Below are 15,970 nucleotides of genomic sequence, written 5' to 3'. Positions count from 1 at the left end.
TCCGGTAGTTCGTCCCACATCACTTGAGCGAACGACCGCTTGCCATCGTCATCCTCCGTCATTGGTCCATCACCAGCAGCTTTTCCAGACCTTCTCGGTCGTCGTAGTCATCAGGCAGTACCTCGGCCGTCGTGAAGTCCCACATCAGCGACGCCAGATTATGAAAGACCATTTGACGATTCCTCGGTTCGTCGCGCTCCAGTTCCTTCACATAGACATCGTGGCGGAACTTCGCCCATTCCTCGCCGTCAAGATGGCTGATATCACTCGCTTCGTCCCACGAGTGCTCACACGCCGTTTTCTCTCGATCGCCGTCGGCTGGGACGTACTGCTCGCACGGAACGCAAATCAGCAGTCCCGGCCACTCGTCGCCAGTGTCTTCGGTCGGAACGGGTTCGGGCATCAGAACTCCCCCAGAGAAGTGTTTTTCTCGGAGCTCTCGTCGGGCTTCGCGCCCCGTTCCCAGCCGGATTCCCACTCGACAACCACATCGGACGGGTCGGTGCCGTTGTCGATCGCGGCCAGCGCCGCGGCGACGTTGGCATACAGTTCGTCCGTTTCGGGTTCAACGCGATCGAAGACGGTCGTCCCGTCGACGGTCAACTGCTGTTCGAGCTCCCAGTCCTTCATCGAGACGTGCTCGTTGACGACGTCATTACCGAGCATCGCCGTCTCGCCGCGGGCGTCGTTGTAGCCGTCGTAATCGCTCTCGAACGAATCGAGGACGTCGTTATCGTTCGCATGGCCTTCGCCAGCGTCCGGGTAGCGGTACCAGATGATTCCGTCGGCTTCGACTAGGTCCAGCACCCAATCGCCGGGCACCGGGTAGGCGTCGGGGCCGCGGTACCGCGTCCAGTCGTACTCAGCCGCCCAGTCGGCGTCGGGAGCGTCCCAGCGGCCCATCGTTCCGAGCCGGTGCGCCTCTTTCTCGCTCTCTGTCTCGTTCATGCCGACTCTCCCGTGTAGAAGGCGTCGTACTTTCGTTTCCACTTCTCCGGTGTGTCCACGTCGTGCATCACGGTCGCGCTGAAGATGTCCTTCCGCCACTGCTCGAGTCGATACGAGTTCTCGATGCACCGTGTACAGGGTTGTAGGTTGTAGTCCATCACGGCCTCCTCTTCGTCGTCGGCGTCGACGGCCGCCCAGTCGCCCTTTTGCTGAGTGCCACACTCCGGGCCATCCTCCTGCGTGCCGCGATGGACGGTGTTAGTGTTCGAACTGACGAACGACAGGTCACTCATCGCCCTCACCGTCCCGTAGCTCATCGCAGCGCTCTTGCAGCCGGTCGAGATTCGCAGCGACGTTGCCCCAGTTCTCGCTGTTGGCCTCCGAGACGATATCCCGAAGTACCTCGGAGACAGCTTCGTCGGCGACCTCTCGCGGGTCGTAGTATGCCGGCATCCCCTCTCCGAACATGATTTCGCCGTTCAGTTGCTCGACAGCGTCACTGGCGAGCCCGAGACCTACCTCGATGCCTGTGAGGGTCGGCAGGACGTTTCCGGGGTCGCTGGGGTTGTTGCGCTTCAGCACCTGTCGGAACGATCGGGCCGTGTTCCGGTCGGACTGGATACTGTTCTGGACGTTCTCTACCATCTGCATCCGCATCTCGCCGCGGTCTGTGTGTTCGCTATCGGTCATGCTGTCGTCTCCTGTTTCTCGAATTCGCTGCCGCAGTCGTTGCACGTCGACGGGCAGAAGATCTCCAAGTCCACGTCGACGGACCCACACTCGGGACACTGGGTTGGTTCGGGGAGGTCACCCTCCGCGGTCTGCTCGAACCAGTCGCCGATACGGTACCATTGCTGTTCGCAACCGGGACAGTAGGGCAATCCCTTCCCCCACCGCTGAGTGGAGAGATAGCGCCGGCAGCATCGGCATCGGAAATAGTACGGTTCAACCATCTGCTGATAGGCGTCTGAGTCGTCGGTTAGCAGTTTTCGACGGACCCAGCCCTCGCGGTACTCCGCTTCTATCCACGCATCGTCGTTATCGTCCGCCTCGAGGCGAACGACACCGTCCTCAATAGAACCATGAACCGTCATGCGCGGAAGTCCTCCGGGATGGTCAGGTCCAGCGGTTCGAGGTACATCTCGAGTCGCGCGATCGCTGGTTCCGGGATAGCGTCGTGATCGACACACCACTCCGGGCCGACGCCGTAGGAGAACGCGAAGTCAATCTCCCCATCACCGTCCTTATCCAGCAGGTTGAACGTTCGCCCGCTGGCGTGAAACTCGATGCCGCGGGCGTAGATCTCGTCGCCGCCAGTGTGGCCGATACTCATGTCGTCGATGTGGGTATGGGCCAGCGGCGGAACCGACTGGCAGAGCGTCATTTCGGTCGGCATCAGGCCGCCTCCCCGAACGGCGTTTCATCGAGGGGCTTCAGCAGGACTCGTGTCATGTCGGTCGGCTCGTCGAAGAACTCCCCGAACCGCGTAACGTCGAAGTCCTCGCTCGATTCCGTTCCGAACCGGAGTTTCCCGTCGTCGGTCATTTCCCGAGTCGAGTGACGCGCTTCGACCTCACCGTCCGTGATGCGTATCCAAGCCCGGCCGCCGACGAGCATCGGCATAAGGTCAGCGACGAGCTCACCGTCGGCGGCTTCGAGGATGTCCCACAGTCGGTCGCCGTCGGTCACGTCGTAGTGAGCGGCCTTCTCCCGGCCGCGCTGTTCGTTCCAGCAGTCCTGACACCAGTGGCGTACGACGACGCCGCCGGTCGTCCCGTACACGAGCCCGTGGTCCGTGACGCGGGCGACCTTCCCGAATACCTCTCGGTAGGCGTGCTGCTCGGCGTCGAACGCTTCGCGACAGCCGAAGCACGTCGACCCGCCCGGTTCGTCGGTATCGTCAGTCCCGTCAGGGCCTGCAACGGTGGGCGTCATTCGTCGCCCCCGTCGTGATCGGGATGCCACGAGTCCGCGGCCAACGCGACGTCGAGAAGCCACCACTCGCCGTCCGTATCCCGGGCGAAATCCACACTCCACGTCTCGTCGTCGGGCACCTGCTCGGAATCATTCAGCGCTGTCGCGGTCTCGGTCGCCGCGGACCGAAGCATCTCCACATCCGCGAACGCAGAGGAACGGGCATTGGTCAGTCGCGTCCGCCACGCCGATTCTGGGAGCTCCGTATCACCGTCCATCGTCGTCGGCTGTCCACGGCCGCCGCCGATGGCTTCTGCTGGCCAGTAGAAGTGGTCGCACTCGGCGATGGACGGGCGTGCGAACACACGCAGTTCCGAGCCGATTGGCAGGCCATCGAACGCACGGAACTGGCCGTTGATGTCGACGAACTCTCGGACCATTAGTGCCGCCGGGTGGCGGTTGGACTTGACGTGAAAGTCGGTCAGGACGGCAACGATGGTCGGTACGTCCTCGCCGGGGTCGGTCGCTTTGTACGCGCTCGGGCCCGCGTGCTTGACGGACTTCTGGTCGGTGCGGAGAAAGGCCGGCGTCCCGATAGCTTCGACGGCCTCGATGAACTCGCCCCACGGGAGGGTGTCAGGCATCTCGCCGTCGAGCAGCGCGAACGAGTCCAAGAAGTCGTACTCGACGAACGTCGACTCGGGAACCGACACCGGGAGATCACCGGCGACGGCTTCGAGTTTCGGGTACCAGTACAGCGCGCTGTTGGGGTTGACGGTTTGTTGCTTACTCATCGTCAGGCTCGCCTCCGTCGGTCGCAACCGGCGTCTTCGGGATAGCATCGGCGTGGACATTCTCGACTCGCGTCGTCAGCTCGTACAGCGTCGCGACGGCGATGGCCGTGAGCCCGATAACAGCGGACATGAACCAGTCGCCGCCGGTTAGCAAGCCATTCGCGAACGAAATCACGAAGAACCCGATGACACAGGCCCGGCCGAGCGGCATCAGTCTCGTCAAGAGGAGCGTATAGGCTGCCGTTGCGGCGACAACGCCGCCGGAGAACGTCGCGAGGAAATACGACAGCGTGTCGTAGTACGCAGTGAGTGCTGCCGGGACGCCGTTGAGAAGCGTTTCGAACAGGACGACTGGAGCGCCGAGCAACGTCGTCGCTGCCGAGAACAGCAGGACCGCGGCCCCGATGTCCGGAAGGAGTTGCGTCCGGTCGATCTCGAAGTCCGCGGCGTCGCGAACGTCCTTCGCGATGGCTTTCGTCGAGCGCGGGAACGCAGTCGTCCCCACGCGTTTGTCGCCGTCGTTCATCGGTCGTCCTCCAGCATCCGCCGAACGCGGTCGGGGTCGACACACTGTATGCAGACGTCCTCGGTGTGATGGCCGGAGCCGTGCGTATCGTACCAGAACGTCACTCCGAAGACTGTCGTGAACTCGGCGTCACAGTGGTCGCACGTTTCGATCCAGTCTCGAACGAGCAGCGACGGGTGATCGCCCGGCTGCCAAAACCACTGGGGGAACCGTCGGCAGTCATCACAGCGGTACTGGTAGTCTGCGAGCTCCTCGCCGGGGCAGATGTGGACGTCCTCGGTCGTCCCGCAGGCCTCGCACTCCGGGTTGTCGAGTGGGTAGTTCTCCGGACCGAAGCGAGCGGCGAGTTGCTGTCGCAGCCGTTCTTGGCGAGCGTCGACGATGGACTCGACCGTCCAGCCGCGGACGCCGGCTTGGTTCCCGCCACAGGACGGACAGGGCGCGAGTCGGGAGGGACTGTACGGCGCTTCGACCTCCTGCTCGCAGTTGTCGCACGTGTACCCCACGATGGGGTTTCCGCCGTCGCCGATGCGTCGGAACCAGGTGAGGCGGTCGGTGGCCTCGGTGATCTTACTCTTCGACATGGACGGTCACCTCCTGGTCGTCGTGGTCCAGCGAGCAACTCCGCCGTTGGTGCCGGTCGAGCGCCTCCTGACAGGCTTCGACGTCCTCGAAGGCTTTCTGCCCGCGCGCATCGCACGCACAGGACCACTTGTACTGTCCGTCGGCGACCTCGATGACGCCCGTCGCGTAGTCGAGCAGGCGGGACTCGGCGAACTTCCGGCGGTCCTTCTCGGCCAACAGCTCGTCGTAGAGGGTTCCTCTACTCTCCCGAGAGTTGCGGTATTTGGACTTGTACCGTTCGACCTCGGCCTCTAGTTCCTCGATACGCTCGCGGAGTTTCTGTTCCGTCGACTCGGTGAAGTGCTGTTCGTGGCCGGCCGGGCAGGTGAACGTCTGGCCGGTGCGCTTGAGCTTCTGTACTAGGGCGTCGTCCATCGGGAAGGTCCCGCAGGAGTCCGCGACACAGGTGATTCTGGTTGTGTTACTCATGGGTTGCCTCGTAGCAATCGCTGGTTGTCGGTCGATTCTGCCTCGTGGCAATTCGCTGGAGGTCCGCGCCGTCGAGCGCCCACAGCGTCGTCGGGCATCCACACTCGATATCGTTCGACGGCCACGCACCGCAGTCTGGGCAGCTGGTCCGAGCGTCGTCGCCGATCGCGTAGTAGTCGTCGAACGTCTGGATGGGGACGAACTCGTGCGCCTCGAACAGCGGGCGGCTGGACCGGCCGTGTTCGCGTTCCCAACCGAACGCGAAGACCATATCCGGGTCGTGATCGGCCAGCCAGTCGAGTCGGGCGTCGAAGAGGTCGTGGCCGATGCCGCGACCCTGCCACGCCGGGTCAACGACGTTTAGCCGGAACCAGCCGTTGCGCTCGCCGACGAGGGCGTCCGCGTCGAACGCGCCGTCGGGAAGGTCATCGAGGGTCTGCTCGTGGTCGTTAAGCGTCGCGACGGCGCCGCCGACGTGAACGCCGCGATAGGTCGCGACGTAGCCGGCGGCATCGAGCAGCGGAACTTCGTCGTCGGTCCACCCGAGCAAGTGCGCGAGTGGGTGCGGGAGCGTTTGGCCGGACTCGTAGTAGCAGCCGAAGTAGTGTTCGTGCTGCCGCGCGAGATAGAACGCATCCTCCCGGCCCATCACCGGCCGAGTAAGCCAGTTCCGCGGCCGCTCGGTGGTCCCCGTATCGACGGCCATCATGGTGCACGCTCCGCGGCCTGGTCAATGGACTCGACGTCGACGATCTCGTCCTCTCGGCCGTGGCCGTTCAGCGCCGACAGTGCTTCCTCGCGAACGAGCTGGGGAACGTCGCCCCATGCCCGGAAGCCCATCGGGTCAACGTGGCCGGGACCGGGGCAGTAGTGTGCACAGTCGACAGCGATGATGGTACCCTGCTCGATGACGAACGACCACTGCAGGCCGTTGTAGTCCTCGATAGCGTCACGCTCGTCGTTGACCGTCAGGAAGTGCGTCCCGACTTCGACCGCCGGTTCCGGCTCCGGCGCTGGGTTGGTGTCTTCGTCAAGCGCGTCGCCGACGAGGTCTCCGTACTTTGTATCCTCTCGGTTGATGCTGTTGAGGTCGTTGGCGTTAGACATCGTCGGCCACCTCGCTCACGAGTGGGTGAAGTCGGCGGCGATTGCCGCGGATTCGTTCCGCCGCGTCCTCCCACGACTCGCCATCGGCATTCGGGACGCCAGGGTCGTCGACGACACCACCGTAGCGGCTCATCACTGCGACCCCTCCCGGGAGGCGTCCGAACACACTGACCACTCTGTTCCGACCGCCTCTAGGCACCTCTTGAGACGGTCACTTGCTTGTTCTCCAGCGATAGTGTAGCCCGGTTCTTCGGTGATGAGGACTTCGCCATCGTCTTTCATCGCGTCGAACTGCTTTCCCGTGGGGGTCGTTATGGAGAGGCGAGCGCCGGCCCACAAGGCCAGTAGCGCCCGTTCCATATCGCTCATGCAACCACCTCACGCTCAATATCGCCACCACAGACCGGACACTCATCGGGCGCGTCTATCCGGTCGTACTCCTCTTCTCCCGGCGTTCCTGCGATACCGCTGAACGTCTTCTCCAGTTCGAACTCGTCACACTTCGAGCAGCGGTGGATTTCTCGCCGACTGATGTTTTCGAATCGGTCGCCGGGCATCTACAGCTCCCCCCGTATTCGAAGTGACTGCTCGGTCTGGAGTCGCTGTTCCCATTCGTCGACCGTGTGGACAGATACGATGTAGTCGCGGTCGTCGTTCCCGAGTTTTAGCTCGATCTGGAGGTCGGCCGCCTTCTCGGCCATGTGCTCCGTGGGGTACTCGAAGGCCTCTCGCGGGCCGTCGTTGTGGTCACGGACAAGTATGTGCGGGCGTGCGTCTCCGTTGTCGAGCACGTCCCGCGCGTGGCCGAGGTTGTTCCGGGCTATCGACTGGGACTTACTGATATGGAACGACAGCGGTTCGAGTTCGCCGTCCTGATTGATTGTCTCGTAGCAGACGCTCCAGTACCGATCGTGGGTTCGGGGACGAGGCTCCAACCACGTGTTGACGACGAACCGGTGGTCGTCGCGAACGACTTCGGCCTCGCCGCGATCAACGACGCCCTCGACGTCCGGGTCGTCGTCCCACTCGGTCACCTCAAACGTCCAGTCATTCGGGAGGTCGTTGAGTCGGTTGAACTCGAACCAGTGCGGGGCCCGTGGGTTCATGCCGTCAGTCGCCACCGGCCTCACCTCCCGAATCGAGTTCCCCCTCTTCCGGGACGTCCATCGACTCTTCGAGGAGGTTCAGTTGTGCCTCAACTTTGCCGAGTTGGTCTAAGAGCCCCTCAAACTCTCCACGGACTGAACGGAAGCCTTCGTCGTCGAAGAGTTGGAGTAGCTTCCGCGCCCGCTTGATTTCGTAGATGTCGGACTGGTTGACGCTGTAGAGCCAGTCGAGACCGTTCTCTTCGAGCGTGTCCCACTTCTCTGCCTTCTTCTTTATTTGCCGGTCCTCGATGCTGGACCCGCGTTTCTTGCCTTCCTCGCGACCTTCTTCGTAGCCGCGCTTCCGGGCTTCGCGGAGGTCCTGTTGCGTGTAGTTCGAGTCGTTGCCGATTGTTTTCTGGATGAATCGGCCCCAGAACGCTTTGTCAGGCTCTCCCTGCTGGTGTTTCGTGAGGTTGGATTCGACCTGCGACCAGATCTGTTCGCTGTTGGGCTTGAGTTCGAGCAAGCCCCAGCCGTCGGGCAGCTCCTCTTCTTTGACGACGCCCGACCACGCGACGACGTAGAACTCATCGACGGCCTGGACGAAGTAGTCCGCTTTCGCGCCCTCATTCTTCTCGCTGAGCCAGTCTGAGCGACTGGCTTTGAACTCGAAGCCGATGACCTTGAAGTTCCGAGAGGGGAACGTGTTGACCGCGATCGCGTCGGCACGACGGCCGTCTGGACTGGCGAGTTCGAACGCCAGCGACCACTCCGGGGGGTCGTATCGCCGTTTGATGGAGAGTTTGATCTTCGTCGTCTTCTCGGCATCCGAGAGTTCGTCGACCGGCTTGTCGACGAGTTCTTCCCACTCTTCTTGCTCGGTCTCGGTGAGCATCTGTTGCCCGCCGTCGGTGACGAGTTTCGTCTGCGCGTCGTCAGGCGTTTTCTCGATGCCGCGCTGGTCGTCGCCGCCCCAGAGCCGAATCTCGTCACGGCAGTCCTGGCAGAGACCTTTGCGGAGGTTCGCATCCTGCTCGACGTCGCCGAAGCATCGCCCGCACTGTTTGCGGTCGGCGTAGCACTCATCGCACCAGGAGACAGCGAAGCCCCACTCATCGACGTGGACCGTCGTCGGTGTGGACTGGCAGTATAGCGGACCGTCGCCGCCGGGCTGGAACGTCCCACAGATATCCTGCCGGTGGACTTCGGGACCGACTGTGACGCTGTGTTGGTCGGGCAAGTCTCGCGGGACCTGCGTCGGCGTCTCAGTCATCCTGACCACCCACTGCGTTGGCAGTGACGTCGTCGGGACTGGACTCCGCGAGCGTCGCCGCGACAGAATCCTTCGGAAGTCCGTGTTTGACTCGGCGGTCGCGTTCGGCCGGTTCCTCGAACGTCGCGTTACAGGCCTCGCACCAGTACGTTCCCGATTCGCGTCGGGAGATGGCCGCACTATCGCACGCTGGACAGGCCTCAATCTGTTCGTTAGCCGACTGCCCGTCGACACTCTCGACGAGCGGCGACGCCTTCGGTTTGGGACCGCGTCGGTTGATCTCGTCGCGATCGCGTGGCTCGGCCTCCTGGAGGACGTGGAGGAACGCCCGCATCGTCTCCGTCTGCGGGTCCATATCCCGGTTGAGGATGGTGTTGAACCGGCCTTCCTCGCAGCCAGCGCGACGGCTGAGGTCGCGCTGGGTCAGGCCGATCGCCGTCCGCATCGCGTCGAGTTCTTCGATGGTCGGGATGCAGAACGCTCCCGGGTCGGGGACGTCGTCAGTCATCGCTCTCACCCCGCACGGCGCTCTCGGTGAGATTGTTCGCCACCGCAGCGCCGACGGCCTGTCCAGCACGGTGTGGCCCGATGCCGGCGGCCTCGGGGAACTTTCCCACGTCGCCGTCGGGGAGGTCGTTGGTACTCATTCATCCTCCCGCACGAGTTCGCAGTTGGCGAGGTTCTCTAGTTCTCGGAACTCATACTCGTCGCCGCCCTGGGGCGTGAACCGAACGTCGTCGGTGATGAGATTGTGTGCTGATTCGGGGTCGAAGTGAACGTTGATCACGACCGCTTCGTAGTCGCCGGCGGTGTCGACGTGGACGTTCTTCAGTTGCATCCGCCCGTCGTCGCTCGTGTCTTTGACCGTCGCCGAGTCGACCGTGCCCGACAGGAACTCGAAAGAGCCGTCGTAGAACTGCATCTCCAGTTCGATGCGATCGTCCTTCTCGGCCTGTTCGAGTACGTCAACCGGAGCGAAGCCAGCTTCGTCGTGCGGGCCGATGCGCTGTTTTTCGGCGCTCACGACTCGATCACCTCGATTTCATCCACGCCGTCGGCGCTGCCGATTCTCTTTTTCAGCACCTCCGCTTCGTCTCGCGTCTCAGCACCGACGCTGTAGCAGTCGATGCCCGCGATCTGGACACGGACGTAGAAGTCGTACGCTCTGTCAAGCGGCGTGTCAGTTCCGTAGATGCTCATTCGGCGACCTCCCGCTCGGAAACTACAGTTGCCTTCGCCGCAAAGGTGAACTGAGCGCCACACTCGACACAACAGGCCTCGGGTGGTGGACCGAACTGGGCTTCAGCTTCGTTCTGAACGAGGTCGTTACCGTTGTGGGACCCTCGAATTGCGTACTCGTACGTCCACGTTTTGTCTGTGTCTTCGTCCCCGTCAGACAGATTTCCGGTTATCGGCCAGTCGGCGGCGTCTCCCGGCTTCCCTTCGCCGTTGAAACCCGGATACATGACGGCAAGGCCAATCACGATTTTACACGACGGGCAGGTCAGACGGCCGGATGCCTCAGATGGCGACTCGATAAGTTCGGTGTCGCACTTTTCGCACTGGCCACGAGCGCCGACCTCAAGATCTGCATCTATCGTTTCGGGACTGTAATTATCCACGAGTTCGTATTCGTCGGCTGGTGTTTGCGCGCTCATCGGTCGATCTCCGATGCTAAGTTCTCGTGGCCGTCAGATTCCCGGTCTGGGTGCACTTCTTTCAACAGTTCGTAGAGTCCCGATAGCTCGTTAACTGAGACGAGAACGTCCGATTCGAGCCCGCTACGCTTTATTTCGAGTGAGTATGATTCATCAGCCCCTAACGGCGCTTTGTCGATTGTGAATAGCCCGTCCTCAATCGAGACTTGTGGCTTGATTTCAGTCTCCTCGACAGCCATTTCGATGGCCGTGAGGACGCTGTCGAAGTCTTCTCGACTGAGAAGTAGTTCGTGGTAGGTATCCGACGTTGCTATCTGCAAGCGTGACGGGTACGCGCCAGTCAGTTCACTATCGTCCGGGATTTCCACCGTCTCTTCGACGAAATCAGCGTCAACTCTGTAGAAGCTCATTAGTCGTCACCCTCCACTACGCCGATGATATCGTAGTCGTCTGCCGCCATTCCGTCGTCACTATAGAAGGCGACAGTCACGGTTTCGCCGACAGAATACTTCTCCTCCACCGTTTTTTCAGCTTCCCGTAGCAGATTGCCTTCATCGCCCTCGGTGAGCCATTGTTCCAGGCACGGGAGATCTTCGTCAATCCCATTTTCCGTCGGCGTCAGTTTCGCCTTTGCCGGGAACGGCGTCTCGATACCGTTCATTACGCCTCAGCCCCCCGCTCCTGGTCTCGGTACGCGAGGTCGTCCTCTATTGCCTGCCGACCAGCGTTGGTCAGCCGGTAGGCGTCGCTCCGCTTGTCTGCCGCCTCCTTTTCCACGAGCCCGTCCTCAACGAGCGAGGAGAGGTTCTGGTACAGCCGCGCGTTGGAGACGTTCTCGTAGAACGCTTTGAGTTCGTCTTTCAGATCTAGTCCACAGGACCCGGGCTGGTCACGGATCTCGACCAGCAGGTCGCGCTGGAAACCCGACTGGCCGGTCATCGGCTCGCCGGATTGGGTATTGGTTGACATTGTGCTACAAAGCAATACTATTTCCCCATGTACTTGTAGCTATTGACACCAGTAGCAATATCAGCCCAGTCTATTGCTCTCCAGAGCAACGTTCGTCGGTGTGAGAATACCGTTGGTCTATAAGTCAATAGCGTCGCCACGCACACGTAATGCAAAACCGGGGCTTACTGACCGATGACGATCGTGCGCTGTTCCGTGGCGAGAAGGATATCGACGCTGAAGAAGAAACGAAGCAACGTCGCGAGCGTCGGCATAACATCCGCCAGCGCATCGATCATATCGAGGAGGACTTAGAGATACTCGCCGAGGCGGACGAGGAGAGGGTCCTGCAGGACTTTCACGAGCAGACCGATAAGAAAGAGGCGCTCATAGGTCGAATCGAGCGGCTGGAGCAGGCCGTTCTGGACGACGAGTAGTTGTCAAACTGTTTTCCGGTAGTCAATCCTCTGAGCGGTCGTCGATGAACAGAATTCCGAGACCGAATAGGACGATTCCACCGACCCAGTAGTGCCATTCGAACGCGATGGCAGTATCTACAACCGAGAGGACGAGACCGAGTCCTGCTACGCCGGCCATAACAGCGAACTTGTCTCTTGAGTCTGGATAATTGGCGGCTGCAAGAGTAAATACGATCGCTGTAAGAGATAGCGCTGCAACTTCATCTGGCTGGGAGAGGAAAGTACTGACCAAGTAGTCGATGCTTTGCATGTGTGTACTATTTGCTGATGTGTTTATAAATCGAGCTAAAAGAGTAGGATGCTTACTCTCTTAGCAAATCCTGTAGATGAGATTACTCGTTTGAGAGAATGTCGTCGGTGATTTCAGCGACTTCCCCCGCTTTAATGTCGGCGTACATCTCGCTCGTGGTTGACGGGTCTTTGTGTCGGAGCGCCTTCTGAGCCGCTTCGTGGCCCGCGTTTTTGTACAGCGCTTTGCCGATGCCACGTCGAGCGCCGTGGGGTTTGAGGTAGTCGTGGTCTCCTTCGACATCGATACCGCCCTCGTCGCAGAGTCGTTGGAGGATGTTCCGAACCGACGTTGTCGTGATACTCGGTGGCTGGAGGTCGTGGTCTGCGAGGAACTCGTCGAGCGGCTGGTCCCCGCGGTCGGCGTCAGCACGATCTTCGAGCTTCGCGAGCGTCGGGCGATGCGCGGTCGGGAAGACAGGCCAGTCGTCGGTCGGCGGCTGTTGGACTCGCTTGTGCTGTTCGAGCGCCGTGTGCGCGGTCTCGGGATACTGTGCGGACTCTATGTCCTGGGACTTCCCGAGGACGGTCAGACGGTTCTCGTCAGGGTCTACATCCGACCAGCGGAGACCGTCGCGACGGTCGTCACTCGGATCCCGAAATAGTTCGGCACTGCGGGCGCCCGTGTACGCGAGAAGATAGACCACTGCCCGATCACGAACGGGCCGGTCAGCGTCCAGGCCATCCTCGTCGATGGCCTCGTGCGCTTGCTCATCGACATAGGAAATTAGCTGTCGTCGTTCGTGTTCCGACCACGTCTGTTCGTCGCTGTCGTCGACAGCAAGACTTTGCTCCGGGAGTTCCTGCACGACGTGTGCTTTTTTCGCGGGGTTCTCAGCGAGATAGCCCCATTCAACGCAGTAGGAGAGGAACGACCGAACGTAGCTGTAGTATTGATGGGCAGTTTGTCCCGTGATTCCGTGCTCGTCGTCGGAGTCGTTCACTCGAGCGCGGACGCGACGGGAGAGGTACTGCGCCCAGTTTCCCAGCAGTCGGTCGGAGATATCGTCCGTGTCCTCGGCGCCGCGATCGGCGGCCCAGGAGAGCCAGTCGCCGACGACTCTGTCGAGCTCGCCCGCGTATCGGCCACCGTTTCCTTTGCTGCGGGAGTTCACGAACTGCTGCTTGGCCTCTTCGAGGGGCTGAACCCCGGGAGTAGCGTCGTTCTGAGTCTGGTCCATCTCTTGTGCTTACCGTAGGGCGTCCACCCACTAGAAACTACTTGCCCTTCCATGAATAAGCAAAAGTAAACTATTCGCGGGTGCTATTGTCCTGAATTGTTGCGACTCAGCGTCTGTAGCGTTTGAATAGGTGCCTGAGAATAGGTGATAAACTATATGCCGCTATACCAAGTCTGCGCCCCGTTTTTCGAAATGTAATGTCTGACGGAGATTTATATTATACGGGTTAGACAGTATATGCGTATGATACAGGTGATGCGATGAGCAAGCGAGTCGCCGTCGGAATGCAAAAAGGCGGGGTCGGGAAGACCACAACGTCGATTAACGTTGCCGGAGCGCTCGCTGAGCGTGGTCACGACGTCCTGGCTATCGATGCCGATCCGCAGGGCGGAATGACGCTGAAGCTTGGGCACAGAGAGCGCTACCGGGAAGCAGAGGGGACACTCTTCGACGTACTGGCAGACGTCGGAGATCTATCCTACGGAGAACTCGGCGAGCTTGTCGTAGATAGCAACGAGTTTGACCTCGTGCCAGCGTCGCTCAAGAATTTTGTTCTTGAAAAGCACCTCCACACAGACCGTCGCGGGACCGAATCACTCTCACTCGCTCTCGACGAATCCGCCCTCGACGAAGAGTATGACTACATCATCATCGACACGCCGCCGAACCTCGGTCCGCTAGCCGATGGCAGCATTCTCGCCGCTGGGACCGTGTTGTTCCCCACGCGCGTGAACGTCATCGCACGAGACTCGCTGGAGATACTGTTCGACGAGATAGATACCTTGGAAGCCGAGTTCGACCGAAACGTGACGACCGCGGGCGCGGTCCTAAACGAAGTTCCTGCACAGGGCAATATCGCCGAAGAACTTGAGAAGTGGTTCGTCGAGACGTTCGGCGAAGAATTCGTCTTCGAGATCCCCGATCGCGATGCGATAGAGCACGCCATCGAGTATCGAACATCCGTATATGCGTATGGCCCGGATGATGCAGGGTATCCGTGGGATGCGGACCCGATTGCGGACTTGCGTGACCAGTACAACCAGATAGCAGTTCACCTGGAGGAAACACTATGAGCGACAACGACGACGTACTTCGAGACAGATTCCGTTCGCATCAGCCAGATAGTTCAGACAACACGGATAATTCGCATGATACGGATGGTTCGTCTGATTCAGGTGGCCCGGATGATATAGATGATTCGTCTAATGCAGATAATTCGAGTGAGTCGGGTGATGCGAGCGTTCGCAGCCGAAAGCAAGAGGCGATGTATCTCCGACCAGACCAGCGGAAACGGCTTCGGAACTTCTACGACGAACTTGACGGCCGTTCGAAGGTCGCCGGGGAAGGCGGGTTGACAAAGAACGATGACTTTTACGAGGCCTTCGTCGAGTTCGTAATCGAGGAGCGCCGAGAGGAATTTATCGAGTATCTTGGATTAGACGAGTTGTAGAGATACTCCGTTTGAGAGGGTCTTTTCACGGGTTACACTCGAAATCTGGTGTGTTAGAACAGCGGAAACGGTGGTGTGTCTACACTTCGATAGCGGGGTGCATGACAGTTTTACTTCCACTTTGGTGACTCAATCTTTATTACCAATCGCATCCCAGTTCGATTTGTCTCCCAACGAAACAAGTCGGAGACGAGAAACACTATGAGTGGATTAGCAATTGCCGGTACGGTAGCTGCAGCGTACGTTTTGAACAGACTTAGTAAATCAGACAGAGACCACGACGACGTACTCGAAGAGACCTATCACGCGGTCGAAGCGGCGGTCTCGACGAACGCGAGTATCTACGTCGACCACATCGACGTGGATGCAGAGGGGAACACCCGATCGGCAACGCCGGGGAACGATCACGTGCCCGATCTCGTGGTCAAGTCGTTTGCCGACAACAATATCGTTGTTGAGGTAGAGACTGGGGATTCGCTGGATGGTGATGCTCTGGACCAGCTCGAAGACTTCGCTAAACCAGGCTACACGCGGGTGCTCGTCGTTCCCGATAGCGCGGTTGACGACGGCGTCCACCTGATAGAAGAGTTCACAGACGGGAGTACGGAGAATATCGTCGTATGCGGACCGAGCGACGTGGCTAAGCTGCTGTAGGTCATCGCTCGTAGATTTTCTATCGATACCGAACCGTGCTATCGTCGCGGTGTGAAGGCCCGCAGCGACGCCATGAGAACCCCTATACCCCCGACGAGAAGCGTAAGGAACCCCGCAACGGTTCTACTTATTTCCCCCTGGATAGTGGCTAACTGACCACTCCCCGAAATAGCGAGAGACGTATCTGCCACGCCAGCGATAACAACCATCAACAGAAGTGCGATGAGGCCGCTGATTGTGAAGGTGATTACAGCGTCAGGGTGATTCGCGTGTGTCACGAGCAGTATTACTCCCGTGTGAGATATATAACGAAAGGTTCGCCGGGGATAGAGCTAACCAACACTGAACAGCAGGATGTAGTCATAACGCCTATCTCTCCGGGGAGTGTTGGTTAGTCCATGACCGACGCCGACCGAGCCAAGCGAGCCTTGGAGACGCTGGAAGAGATCGACCCCAACGACGACCACCTGGAGGTGATCCATGAGGACGCGGTGGTCGCGGTCGAGGCGCTGGTAACGGCTCTCGACGACGAGCAGGCTTCCAAAGACGAGCAAGACATCGAGGCCCCTGATGGGTGGTATGATGACGAAGATTGGGACGGGGCGCTTG

At 60.2% G+C, this 15,970-nt stretch carries 32 protein-coding genes and 1 pseudogene; 5 read left to right on the top strand and 28 right to left on the bottom strand.

From position 1 onward, the window contains the following. Nucleotides 1–58: 58 nt before the first annotated feature. Genes E4S61_RS24105 through E4S61_RS23990 form a run of 26 tightly spaced genes read right to left on the bottom strand, consistent with a single transcriptional unit; the run spans nucleotide 59 to nucleotide 11,330 of the window. Nucleotides 59–403, bottom strand: coding sequence for a hypothetical protein (locus E4S61_RS24105; protein ID WP_135306329.1), 345 nt, complete (start codon nucleotides 401–403; stop codon nucleotides 59–61). Beyond that, nucleotides 403–948, bottom strand: coding sequence for a hypothetical protein (locus E4S61_RS24100; protein WP_135306328.1), 546 nt, complete (start codon nucleotides 946–948; stop codon nucleotides 403–405). Before E4S61_RS24100 ends, E4S61_RS24105 begins: the two co-directional genes overlap by 1 nt. Then, on the bottom strand, nucleotides 945–1,241 hold the full coding sequence (locus E4S61_RS24095; RefSeq protein WP_135306327.1) for a hypothetical protein: 297 nt from the start codon (nucleotides 1,239–1,241) through the stop codon (nucleotides 945–947). Before E4S61_RS24095 ends, E4S61_RS24100 begins: the two co-directional genes overlap by 4 nt. Further along, nucleotides 1,234–1,638 (bottom strand): hypothetical protein, encoded by a 405-nt coding sequence (locus E4S61_RS24090; RefSeq protein WP_135306326.1) that lies wholly within the window; start codon nucleotides 1,636–1,638, stop codon nucleotides 1,234–1,236. Before E4S61_RS24090 ends, E4S61_RS24095 begins: the two co-directional genes overlap by 8 nt. Further along, entirely contained in the window at nucleotides 1,635–2,042 is a 408-nt protein-coding gene (locus tag E4S61_RS24085) for a hypothetical protein (protein WP_135306325.1), read from the bottom strand. The genes E4S61_RS24090 and E4S61_RS24085 overlap by 4 nt, the downstream gene beginning before the upstream one ends. Further along, the gene (locus E4S61_RS24080) at nucleotides 2,039–2,344 is read right to left on the bottom strand and encodes a hypothetical protein (protein WP_135306324.1); all 306 of its coding nucleotides are present in this window, start codon (nucleotides 2,342–2,344) and stop codon (nucleotides 2,039–2,041) included. The genes E4S61_RS24085 and E4S61_RS24080 overlap by 4 nt, the downstream gene beginning before the upstream one ends. Continuing rightward, nucleotides 2,344–2,883 (bottom strand): hypothetical protein, encoded by a 540-nt coding sequence (locus E4S61_RS24075; protein WP_135306323.1) that lies wholly within the window; start codon nucleotides 2,881–2,883, stop codon nucleotides 2,344–2,346. The genes E4S61_RS24080 and E4S61_RS24075 overlap by 1 nt, the downstream gene beginning before the upstream one ends. Next, complete coding sequence (locus E4S61_RS24070; RefSeq protein ID WP_135306322.1) at nucleotides 2,880–3,656, bottom strand: hypothetical protein; 777 nt, start codon at nucleotides 3,654–3,656, stop codon at nucleotides 2,880–2,882. The genes E4S61_RS24075 and E4S61_RS24070 overlap by 4 nt, the downstream gene beginning before the upstream one ends. Further along, nucleotides 3,649–4,182 carry a hypothetical protein gene (locus E4S61_RS24065; protein ID WP_135306321.1) on the bottom strand — a complete coding sequence of 178 codons (534 nt, stop codon included), beginning with the start codon at nucleotides 4,180–4,182 and terminating at the stop codon, nucleotides 3,649–3,651. The genes E4S61_RS24070 and E4S61_RS24065 overlap by 8 nt, the downstream gene beginning before the upstream one ends. Continuing rightward, entirely contained in the window at nucleotides 4,179–4,766 is a 588-nt protein-coding gene (locus E4S61_RS24060) for a hypothetical protein (RefSeq protein ID WP_135306320.1), read from the bottom strand. Before E4S61_RS24060 ends, E4S61_RS24065 begins: the two co-directional genes overlap by 4 nt. Beyond that, complete coding sequence (locus tag E4S61_RS24055) at nucleotides 4,753–5,235, bottom strand: hypothetical protein (RefSeq protein ID WP_135306319.1); 483 nt, start codon at nucleotides 5,233–5,235, stop codon at nucleotides 4,753–4,755. Before E4S61_RS24055 ends, E4S61_RS24060 begins: the two co-directional genes overlap by 14 nt. Then, a complete protein-coding gene (locus E4S61_RS24050) occupies nucleotides 5,228–5,941 on the bottom strand; it encodes a GNAT family N-acetyltransferase (protein ID WP_135306318.1) in 714 nt (237 codons plus the stop codon). The genes E4S61_RS24055 and E4S61_RS24050 overlap by 8 nt, the downstream gene beginning before the upstream one ends. Beyond that, the gene (locus E4S61_RS24045; RefSeq protein ID WP_135306317.1) at nucleotides 5,941–6,342 is read right to left on the bottom strand and encodes a hypothetical protein; all 402 of its coding nucleotides are present in this window, start codon (nucleotides 6,340–6,342) and stop codon (nucleotides 5,941–5,943) included. The genes E4S61_RS24050 and E4S61_RS24045 overlap by 1 nt, the downstream gene beginning before the upstream one ends. Further along, nucleotides 6,335–6,475: a hypothetical protein gene (locus tag E4S61_RS25750; protein ID WP_167768628.1), complete on the bottom strand. Its 141-nt coding sequence runs from the start codon at nucleotides 6,473–6,475 to the stop codon at nucleotides 6,335–6,337. The genes E4S61_RS24045 and E4S61_RS25750 overlap by 8 nt, the downstream gene beginning before the upstream one ends. Then, complete coding sequence (locus tag E4S61_RS24040; protein WP_135306316.1) at nucleotides 6,475–6,711, bottom strand: hypothetical protein; 237 nt, start codon at nucleotides 6,709–6,711, stop codon at nucleotides 6,475–6,477. The genes E4S61_RS25750 and E4S61_RS24040 overlap by 1 nt, the downstream gene beginning before the upstream one ends. Continuing rightward, a complete protein-coding gene (locus tag E4S61_RS24035) occupies nucleotides 6,708–6,899 on the bottom strand; it encodes a hypothetical protein (RefSeq protein ID WP_135306315.1) in 192 nt (63 codons plus the stop codon). Before E4S61_RS24035 ends, E4S61_RS24040 begins: the two co-directional genes overlap by 4 nt. Continuing rightward, complete coding sequence (locus E4S61_RS24030; protein WP_209309597.1) at nucleotides 6,900–7,463, bottom strand: hypothetical protein; 564 nt, start codon at nucleotides 7,461–7,463, stop codon at nucleotides 6,900–6,902. After that, the gene (locus E4S61_RS24025) at nucleotides 7,453–8,703 is read right to left on the bottom strand and encodes a FliH/SctL family protein (protein ID WP_135306314.1); all 1,251 of its coding nucleotides are present in this window, start codon (nucleotides 8,701–8,703) and stop codon (nucleotides 7,453–7,455) included. The genes E4S61_RS24030 and E4S61_RS24025 overlap by 11 nt, the downstream gene beginning before the upstream one ends. Beyond that, complete coding sequence (locus tag E4S61_RS24020; protein ID WP_135306313.1) at nucleotides 8,696–9,211, bottom strand: helix-turn-helix domain-containing protein; 516 nt, start codon at nucleotides 9,209–9,211, stop codon at nucleotides 8,696–8,698. Before E4S61_RS24020 ends, E4S61_RS24025 begins: the two co-directional genes overlap by 8 nt. Continuing rightward, on the bottom strand, nucleotides 9,204–9,350 hold the full coding sequence (locus tag E4S61_RS25745) for a hypothetical protein (protein WP_167768627.1): 147 nt from the start codon (nucleotides 9,348–9,350) through the stop codon (nucleotides 9,204–9,206). The genes E4S61_RS24020 and E4S61_RS25745 overlap by 8 nt, the downstream gene beginning before the upstream one ends. Further along, complete coding sequence (locus tag E4S61_RS24015; RefSeq protein WP_135306312.1) at nucleotides 9,347–9,727, bottom strand: hypothetical protein; 381 nt, start codon at nucleotides 9,725–9,727, stop codon at nucleotides 9,347–9,349. The genes E4S61_RS25745 and E4S61_RS24015 overlap by 4 nt, the downstream gene beginning before the upstream one ends. After that, nucleotides 9,724–9,903, bottom strand: a complete 180-nt coding sequence (locus E4S61_RS24010; RefSeq protein WP_135306311.1) for a hypothetical protein — start codon at nucleotides 9,901–9,903, stop codon at nucleotides 9,724–9,726. The genes E4S61_RS24015 and E4S61_RS24010 overlap by 4 nt, the downstream gene beginning before the upstream one ends. Beyond that, complete coding sequence (locus tag E4S61_RS24005; RefSeq protein ID WP_135306310.1) at nucleotides 9,900–10,361, bottom strand: hypothetical protein; 462 nt, start codon at nucleotides 10,359–10,361, stop codon at nucleotides 9,900–9,902. The genes E4S61_RS24010 and E4S61_RS24005 overlap by 4 nt, the downstream gene beginning before the upstream one ends. Then, nucleotides 10,358–10,771 (bottom strand): hypothetical protein, encoded by a 414-nt coding sequence (locus E4S61_RS24000; protein ID WP_135306309.1) that lies wholly within the window; start codon nucleotides 10,769–10,771, stop codon nucleotides 10,358–10,360. The genes E4S61_RS24005 and E4S61_RS24000 overlap by 4 nt, the downstream gene beginning before the upstream one ends. Then, nucleotides 10,771–11,022 carry a hypothetical protein gene (locus E4S61_RS23995; RefSeq protein WP_135306308.1) on the bottom strand — a complete coding sequence of 84 codons (252 nt, stop codon included), beginning with the start codon at nucleotides 11,020–11,022 and terminating at the stop codon, nucleotides 10,771–10,773. The genes E4S61_RS24000 and E4S61_RS23995 overlap by 1 nt, the downstream gene beginning before the upstream one ends. Further along, nucleotides 11,022–11,330, bottom strand: coding sequence for a helix-turn-helix transcriptional regulator (locus E4S61_RS23990; RefSeq protein WP_245180940.1), 309 nt, complete (start codon nucleotides 11,328–11,330; stop codon nucleotides 11,022–11,024). Before E4S61_RS23990 ends, E4S61_RS23995 begins: the two co-directional genes overlap by 1 nt. Before the next feature lie 149 nt (nucleotides 11,331–11,479). On the opposite strand from E4S61_RS23990, the gene E4S61_RS23985 reads away from it, so the two are divergent. Further along, the gene (locus E4S61_RS23985; protein WP_135306307.1) at nucleotides 11,480–11,746 is read left to right on the top strand and encodes a hypothetical protein; all 267 of its coding nucleotides are present in this window, start codon (nucleotides 11,480–11,482) and stop codon (nucleotides 11,744–11,746) included. A gap of 22 nt (nucleotides 11,747–11,768) precedes the next feature. Here the strand turns inward: E4S61_RS23985 and E4S61_RS23980 are convergent, their stop codons facing one another. Continuing rightward, complete coding sequence (locus tag E4S61_RS23980) at nucleotides 11,769–12,038, bottom strand: hypothetical protein (RefSeq protein WP_135306306.1); 270 nt, start codon at nucleotides 12,036–12,038, stop codon at nucleotides 11,769–11,771. Between the two features lie 82 nt (nucleotides 12,039–12,120). After that, on the bottom strand, nucleotides 12,121–13,257 hold the full coding sequence (locus E4S61_RS23975; RefSeq protein ID WP_135306305.1) for a tyrosine-type recombinase/integrase: 1,137 nt from the start codon (nucleotides 13,255–13,257) through the stop codon (nucleotides 12,121–12,123). A 260-nt stretch (nucleotides 13,258–13,517) separates the two neighbouring features. Between E4S61_RS23975 and E4S61_RS23970 the strand changes: the two genes are divergently transcribed. From E4S61_RS23970 to E4S61_RS23955, 4 genes and pseudogenes are all read left to right on the top strand, one after another. Next, the gene (locus E4S61_RS23970; protein WP_135306304.1) at nucleotides 13,518–14,330 is read left to right on the top strand and encodes a ParA family protein; all 813 of its coding nucleotides are present in this window, start codon (nucleotides 13,518–13,520) and stop codon (nucleotides 14,328–14,330) included. Next, nucleotides 14,327–14,707 (top strand): hypothetical protein, encoded by a 381-nt coding sequence (locus E4S61_RS23965; RefSeq protein ID WP_135306303.1) that lies wholly within the window; start codon nucleotides 14,327–14,329, stop codon nucleotides 14,705–14,707. The genes E4S61_RS23970 and E4S61_RS23965 overlap by 4 nt, the downstream gene beginning before the upstream one ends. Before the next feature lie 201 nt (nucleotides 14,708–14,908). Next, on the top strand, nucleotides 14,909–15,361 hold the full coding sequence (locus E4S61_RS23960; protein ID WP_135306302.1) for a hypothetical protein: 453 nt from the start codon (nucleotides 14,909–14,911) through the stop codon (nucleotides 15,359–15,361). A gap of 398 nt (nucleotides 15,362–15,759) precedes the next feature. Then, a pseudogene (locus E4S61_RS23955) lies at nucleotides 15,760–15,970 on the top strand (hypothetical protein); the annotation flags it as partial.

The organism is Haloarcula amylovorans (assembly GCF_004681185.1).
GTDB lineage: Archaea > Halobacteriota > Halobacteria > Halobacteriales > Haloarculaceae > Haloarcula > Haloarcula amylovorans.
Note: the sequence above shows the minus strand (reverse complement) of the source record. Positions and strands in the feature narration are given on the sequence as shown.